Genomic DNA, 6931 nt, shown 5'->3' with positions numbered 1-6931 from the left:
GCGATATCAGCCATTTTTTGATGCATCGCTACAATTGGATTAGGCCTCATCAATTCAACGATGGGTTGGCTCCAGCGCGGGCCGAGGAAAAACTTAAAGTCGTGTCCGGGATAAGTTGACCACTACAAACCTGTCCCAAGTGCAACAAAAAAGAGCTATACACCCGCTTCGACAGTCCGTGGCAACTCATCTGTGGCCGGCAGGAAAAGTGTGGCCACACGGTGCACGTCAAAGAGATTTACGACGACCTCTTTGAGGATTGGAGCAAGCGCGTACCTGCGACTGAAAACGCACCAACAGCAACTGCACGTGCCTATCTTGAGTTCGCCCGCGGCTTTGATATTTCAATGATCGCCGGTTGGTTCACGCAGGAAACTTATTACTCCACTCAGCATGAAGCAGGTAGCGCCACAGTTCGCTTTGCCCTTGAAAAAGGTGGGTACTGGGAGCGACTGATAGACAGGCCAGCACGCTTCGGCAAAATGAAAGCTAGATTCAAACCGGGCGAGTCATACAAAGGCGTTTGGTGGTGCCCACCTTGCGTGGACGTCCTAGAAGCAAAAGAGTTATGGATCGTCGAAGGCATATTCGACGCGATCGCATTGGCTCATCACAACATTGCTGCTGTATCCGCAATGTCTTCGAATGCCTTCCCAGCCGACTCGCTGCAAGCGCTCGCAGCCGCACGACCGGGCAATTTGCCCAAGCTTGTGTGGGCACTTGATAACGAACCAGGCGCGCATGCCTATACCAAGCGCTGGGTTCGGATGGCTCGCGAGCTGGGCTTTAGCTGTGAAGCTGCGCAAATCCCACAGCGGGATAACAAAAAGTCTGACTGGAATGATCTACACCAACGTTGGCAGTTTCTCGATGAGGGTGAGAAACGTGATGTTCAGGTAGACAAAGACCTGACGATTGCTCGCCATCATGGAGCCCTTTTAATTGCTGAAAGCGCAACTGAGAAAGCCTTGGTGATGTTCGACTGGAAGCGTCGGAGCGAATTTCACTTGGAGTTCGGCAATCGTTTGTACTGGTTCAAGCTCGATCTTGAGAAGTACAACAAAGCGATTCAGGAACTGGAAGACAGCGAACACCACGACGATCAGCAGTTGAACAACAAACAGATGCGGGCCAAGGCAATGCAGCAATGCGGCGCGTTACAACGCATTGCTACCTGCAACCCGAAGGCACTGTATTACCAAGAGAACAAGCTAACCGACGAGTCCTGGTATTACTTCCGGATCACGTTCGCTCACGACGCGGCGCCGATAAAAAACACCTTTACCAGCTCACAAATCGCATCCTCAGCAGAGTTTAAAAAGCGTCTGCTTGGCATTGCCCCTGGCGGCATGTTCACCGGCACCACTCAACAGTTGGATGCGTTCATTGAAGAACAGACCGACGCGCTCAAGACCGTGCAAACCATCGACTTCACCGGCTACACCCGTGAACACGGCGCGTACATCTACGGCGACGTGGCAGTACGCGATGGAAAAGTGTTCAAACTGAACGAAGAAGATTTCTTCGATATGGATCGGTTGAGCATCAAGACCCTGAGCCAGTCGGTCATTCTAAACCTGAACACGGACTTGGAGAAGTTCGACACAGAATGGCTGGACATCATCTGGCAGTGCTTCGGTGCCAAAGGTTTGGTCGCACTCGCGTTCTGGTTCGGGTCACTGTTTGCTGAACAGATCCGCCAGCACCAGAAAAGCTACCCCTTCATGGAAATCATCGGTGAGCCAGGCGCAGGCAAGTCCACGCTGATCGAGTTCCTGTGGAAAATGTGTGGCCGTATCGACTATGAGGGCTTTGACCCAACCAAAGGCACGCCAGTTGCTCGGGCGCGGAACTTCGCCCAGGTAGGCAACCTGCCGGTTGTACTCATCGAGTCAGAGCGGGAAAAGACGGACGGTAGCCAGACCAAGCAATACGACTGGGACGAACTCAAGACCGCCTATAACGGCCGGAGCGTTCGCTCTACTGGCGTAAAAAACAACGGTAACGATACCCGTGAACCCCCTTTCCGAGGGGCGGTTGTTATCGGCCAGAACCATGCGGTGAATGCATCCGAACCCATCCTGCAACGACTGGTGCATATCGCCATGACGAAGGAAGGTCAGACGCCACAAACCAAATTAATGGTGGAAAAACTGGAGCGCATGCCGGTCGACCGCGTGAGCGGGTTCCTTATCAAAGCAACGATGAAAGAAAGCATCGTGATGCAGACCGTCCGTGAGCAAGTGCCAGTCTACGAACAACAGCTGTTGGCCCTGCCGGAGATACGCACCGTCCGGATCGCAAAAAACCACGCTCAGTTACACGCTTTGATAGACGCCCTGGTTCACGTTATTCCATTGAAAAAGCATCAGATAGACGCGGCCCATAGCGAGATCCAGAGCATGGCCAAAGAACGTCAGTTGGCGATCAACGCCGATCACCCGATCGTCGTCGAATTCTGGGAACTGTACGAGTACTTGAACAGTGCTGCGGGCGGACTCAACCACTCCCGAAATGACGGCCTAATTGCTGTGAACCTCAACGACTTCGCCAAGGAAGCCGCAGAGAAGCGCCAAAAAGTGCCGGATCTGACAGAACTGAAACGCCACCTTAAAACAAGCAAATGTCCCAAGTTCATAGAGACGAACAGAAATGTTTGCTCGGCATGGGATGTCGACGCCGCCAACAAAGCGAAAACCGTTCGGTGCTGGATGTTTCAGACAGCCTGAAACCACCCTCCCCAACTTCTGCCGCCCCGGACGGTATGGAAAAAGTTATGGCAAATCAAAGACCCGCTCAAACTGCACGAATCCTCCCGCGGTTTATTCGCGCCGGTGAGGCATACGGCTATCTCGGCATGTGCCGGGACGAATTCAATAAAACCGTTCGGCCACACGTACGGGAATTCCCGATCGGAAAACAGGGTGTTGGCTTCGACCGATTGGAGCTTGAAGCTTGGGCCGACGCCTACGTTCAGGCCACGGCAATTGAAAAAGGAGCGAATCAGGACAACAATCGGCCCCGCAGCGAGCGCCAGGGCGGATCCAAAGGAGATACGCAATGGCACAAAAAGCAATCACTGGGCTCCAGCAAATGCCGAGCGGCATCTGGAAGATCGACAAGAAATACCGAGGTGAACGAATTCAAGAAAGCACTGGCACTCGTGACCGCGCCGAAGCGGAGCAGTACCTGATTTATTTATTGGAACAGCGCCGACAGGAGAAGGTGTACGGGGTCAGGAAGGTGAGAACGTGGCGGGAAGCGGCGACTCGCTTCCTGCTAGAGGTAAAGGATCAGGCCTCAATCCATATTTCGGCAACGTACATGGCACAGCTGGATCCGTTCATTGGGGACATGCCAATCACACATATTGATGATGATGCTTTGGCCCCTTACATCAGCTCCAAGCTGAAGCCGATGACGGGCAAGCCAGTGACTAATCGGACAGTGAACATCGCTCTTCAGCGAGTGATCCGGGTTTTGAATCTGTGCGCGCGCAAATGGCGTGATGACGAGCGCAGACCATGGCTCGATGTTGTGCCGATGATCTCACTGCTGGATGAGAAGACGAACTGCCGCAAGCCCTACCCGCTTTCTTGGGAAGAGCAATCGATCTTGTTCGCTGAGCTGCCGGCACACCTGCAGACCATGGCCATGTTCAAGGTCAACACGGGGTGTCGCGAGCAGGAGGTTTGCAAGCTTCAATGGGATTGGGAAATCGCGGTACCGGAGCTGGATACTACGGTGTTTTTGATTCCGGCCGGGTTCGGCGGACGAAGCGCAAGGTCTGGTGTGAAGAACCGGGACGAACGTCTGGTGATTCTCAACACGGTGGCTAAGTCAGTTATTGAGAAGCAGCGCGGCCAGCACAAGTTGTATGTCTTCCCTTTCGGCAAGCCAGACGGCGACGGGGACGAAACGATGGTTCACCGCATGAACGACTCAGCCTGGAAGAAGGCCAGGGTCAGGGCGGCGAAGAAATGGCAAGAGAAGTATTTGCGGCCGGCACATGATGGTTTTGCCCGGATCCGCATTCACGACCTGAAGCACACCTTTGGTAGAAGGCTGCGTGCAGCAGGCGTGACTGAGGAGGATCGCAAAGCATTGCTCGGCCATAAGAACGGCAGCATCACCAGTCATTACTCAGCAGCAGAGCTGGACCAACTGATTGAGGCTGCAAATAAGGTATCAGTAACCGACTCACGCGCACCAGCGCTGACGATCCTGAAGAGGAGGCAGGGATAGCAGGAAAACCCAAGGTCACTCGAAAAGTCACTGGGGTAGAAATGAAAAAGCCACCCAAAAGGTGGCTAAGTCATTGAAAAATATGGTCGGGACGGAGTGATTCGAACACTCGACCCCTAGCACCCCATCTCCTTTTTCATACTTCTTGAAAGACTCCAAAATTTTACTTTGGATTTTTCTAAGCTAGTATTTACTTGAGCTCCAGCGGTGTTCTGCTCTACGAGAGTCCAGGAACGTCCATCAAGAGCCGGCGTTTTTGTGGGGGTAAAAGTAGGGGGAACCTATTTTATGGTTAAAATCACCATCAAAGAACTCGAGTCGCTGACCGTTGAAGATGCCGGCCGAATACTCAGGGAGGATGGCAATCTGGCCGGTCGAATCTCAGTGCGCAAGAACGGCGTGTCGGTCAGCTTTTTCTATCGCTATCGGTGGGGCGACCAAAACAAAGAGTACTCCTGCGGGTCCTGGCCGCGCAAATCCCTGACGGACATCCGCAAGGCCCGCAACCAGGCCCGTGCGCTCATCGATGAGCAGATCAATCCCAACGAGCACAAGAAGACCGCCAAGGCACAGGCGCATGCCGCTGCTAACGTTGAGGCCGAACAGGAGAGGACGCGCAAGGTGCAAATACTGACCGTCCAGGATCTGGCCAAGGCCTGGCTGTTGGATGGCGTGGCGCGTAAAGACGGAAATGCCGAGTTGCAACGACGCTTTAACAAGGACCTTTTTCCGGCACTCGGCAAGACAGCGGTGAACAATGTTTCCGAACACGATGTTCGGGCGCTGATCCGGGCCGTGGTCAACCGCGGCGCTCACCGGCAAGCCATCAGCTTCTTCGCCGACCTCACCCAGATGTTCAGCTGGGCTAGAAAGCGCCAACCCTGGCGGGCCTTATTGATCGAGGGTGATCCAACTGAGCTGGTCGACATCTCCCCCCTGATCCCGGCCGACTACGAGGCCGAAAGAAGCAGGATCCTTTCGTCGGCTGAGCTGTTGGAACTGCACAACCGCTTCCAGCAAATGACCGCCGACTACAACGCCCTCCCCGCGGGTCAAAAGTACGACGGCATTCGGCCGCTAAAGAAGGAAACCCAACTTGCGCTCTGGATCAGCTTGGGCACCCTGTGCCGGATCGGCGAGTTGCTGCAGGCCGAATGGAAAAATATCGATCTGGACCGGCAGACCTGGTTTCTCCCCAGCGAAAACGTCAAAGGCACTCGCGGCAAAAAGCAGGACCACCATGTCTTCCTCTCCCCCTTCGCCCTGCATTTCTTTCAAGAACTCAAGACCCTGACGGGAGACTCACAATGGTGTTTTCCGAACAAGCAGGATGATGGGCATGTGGACGTGAAAGTGGTGAGTAAACAGGTCGGTGATCGCCAGGCCCGGTTCAAAAACCGCAAGGCCCTCTCAAGAAGGCGTCACGACGACACGCTGGTCCTCGCCGACGGCCAAAACGGCGACTGGACGCCGCATGATCTGCGCCGCACGGGCGCGACCATGATGCAGGCTTTGGGGGTCAGCCTGGACGTCATCGATCGCTGCCAAAACCATGTGTTGGCCGGCTCTCGGGTGAGACGCCACTACCTGCATCACGATTATGCCGAAGAAAAGAAGCGCGCCTGGAACCTATTGGGTGATCGCCTCAGTGCAGTGCTGTCCTCAACCTATGAGCACACACCGACTGAGTCGATGATGTCTTTTCCAGACTACGCCGCCAATGGATCCCAGACGCCCTCAATCGGATAATCAAAGTGGGTTTCCCGAAGATTCCAACTAAAAACGGACGGAGGAATGCTCAGGGTCTTCAACCATCCTAGGAAAAAAACGAGCCGGGTTGATGGACAGAGATCGACTGCCCCGTAATTTTCTCCAGAAACTGTTCTGGAAGAATGCGCTCAACTGCTGAGAGAAACGTCTCGATCAGTGACCTGAAATGATCAAGCTCCCCTTCCTGTATCTGCCGCCATAGGCTTGGACGATAGCGAACCAGAATGGACAACGCATAGAGCAACACCAAACATGTCGCTCGATACTCATTTATCGTTCCAAAGAGAGGCAGCATTAGCGCATGTCTTTTAAATGGACTGTGATGTAGCTGAAGTGCATCCCACCAAATACTCGACTCCGGATGATCAATTGCCACACGGAAATGGCTTGCTGATGACCTAGACGAAACTTGGATGATCTCGCGAATTGCCCCAGGAAAAGCAGCAATATCATCCATAGTCATTCGCCCAGACTCATCTATCAAAAGAGCGTAGTGAATCGCCCCTAGTTTCCTAGACACTCTCCAGGCTCGCTGCGTAACGCTTTTCAAACTCTACCGGTGACAGCTGATTGTTGAAACTGTGGCGTCGTTTTGGGTTGTAAAACATCTCGATGTAATCGAACACATCATCCCGAGCATCCTGGCGTGTAGTGTAGATTTTACGCTTGATCCGCTCCCGCTTTAGCAGCTGGAAAAAGCTCTCCGCTACAGCGTTGTCGTGGCAGTTACCTCGACGACTCATGCTGGCTACCAGGTTGTTAGCTTTCAAGAAGCTTCGCCAGTCTGAGCTGCTGTACTGACTGCCTTGATCCGAGTGGATCATCACCTCTTGCTTCGGCTTACGTCTCCAAACCGCCATCAGCAGTGCATCAATGGCTACGTCGCTGGTCATCTGCGACTTCATTGACCAACCAA

The 6931-nt window shown here is 53.7% G+C and carries 6 protein-coding genes; 4 read left to right on the top strand and 2 right to left on the bottom strand.

The genetic code is table 11. The features are described 5' to 3' along the window. Positions 1-188 precede the first annotated feature (188 nt). From TU74_RS22580 to TU74_RS22565, 4 genes are all read left to right on the top strand, one after another. On the top strand, positions 189-2729 hold the full coding sequence (locus tag TU74_RS22580; RefSeq protein ID WP_241485604.1) for a toprim domain-containing protein: 2541 nt from the start codon (positions 189-191) through the stop codon (positions 2727-2729). A 47-nt stretch (positions 2730-2776) separates the two neighbouring features. After that, a complete protein-coding gene (locus tag TU74_RS24850; protein ID WP_241485603.1) occupies positions 2777-3193 on the top strand; it encodes a hypothetical protein in 417 nt (138 codons plus the stop codon). Then, complete coding sequence (locus tag TU74_RS22570; protein ID WP_241485602.1) at positions 3094-4245, top strand: tyrosine-type recombinase/integrase; 1152 nt, start codon at positions 3094-3096, stop codon at positions 4243-4245. Before TU74_RS24850 ends, TU74_RS22570 begins: the two co-directional genes overlap by 100 nt. 288 nt (positions 4246-4533) lie before the next feature. Next, entirely contained in the window at positions 4534-5994 is a 1461-nt protein-coding gene (locus TU74_RS22565) for a tyrosine-type recombinase/integrase (RefSeq protein ID WP_048377702.1), read from the top strand. A 67-nt stretch (positions 5995-6061) separates the two neighbouring features. Here the strand turns inward: TU74_RS22565 and TU74_RS23870 are convergent, their stop codons facing one another. Both TU74_RS23870 and TU74_RS22555 read right to left on the bottom strand, forming a co-directional pair. Beyond that, the gene (locus TU74_RS23870) at positions 6062-6478 is read right to left on the bottom strand and encodes a YaaC family protein (protein WP_193790976.1); all 417 of its coding nucleotides are present in this window, start codon (positions 6476-6478) and stop codon (positions 6062-6064) included. Positions 6479-6527: 49 nt separating this feature from the next. Continuing rightward, positions 6528-6931, bottom strand: a 404-nt coding sequence (locus TU74_RS22555) for an IS3 family transposase (protein WP_048375663.1), incomplete at its 5' end; no start/stop codon positions are given.

The organism is Pseudomonas lundensis (assembly GCF_001042985.1).
GTDB classification, from domain to species: domain Bacteria; phylum Pseudomonadota; class Gammaproteobacteria; order Pseudomonadales; family Pseudomonadaceae; genus Aquipseudomonas; species Aquipseudomonas lundensis.
The sequence above is the reverse complement of the archived record's forward strand: the minus strand, read 5'-3'. Positions and strand labels throughout refer to the sequence as shown.

What these genes read in the sequence shown, in the direction of transcription:
- TU74_RS22565 (WP_048377702.1), top strand. Translation starts at nt 4,534, where the DNA reads ATGGTTAAAATCACCATCAAAGAACTCGAGTCGCTGACCGTTGAAGAT.
- TU74_RS24850 (WP_241485603.1), top strand. Translation starts at nt 2,777, where the DNA reads ATGGCAAATCAAAGACCCGCTCAAACTGCACGAATCCTCCCGCGGTTT.
- TU74_RS22570 (WP_241485602.1), top strand. Translation starts at nt 3,094, where the DNA reads ATGCCGAGCGGCATCTGGAAGATCGACAAGAAATACCGAGGTGAACGA.
- TU74_RS23870 (WP_193790976.1), bottom strand. Translation starts at nt 6,478, where the DNA reads ATGACTATGGATGATATTGCTGCTTTTCCTGGGGCAATTCGCGAGATC.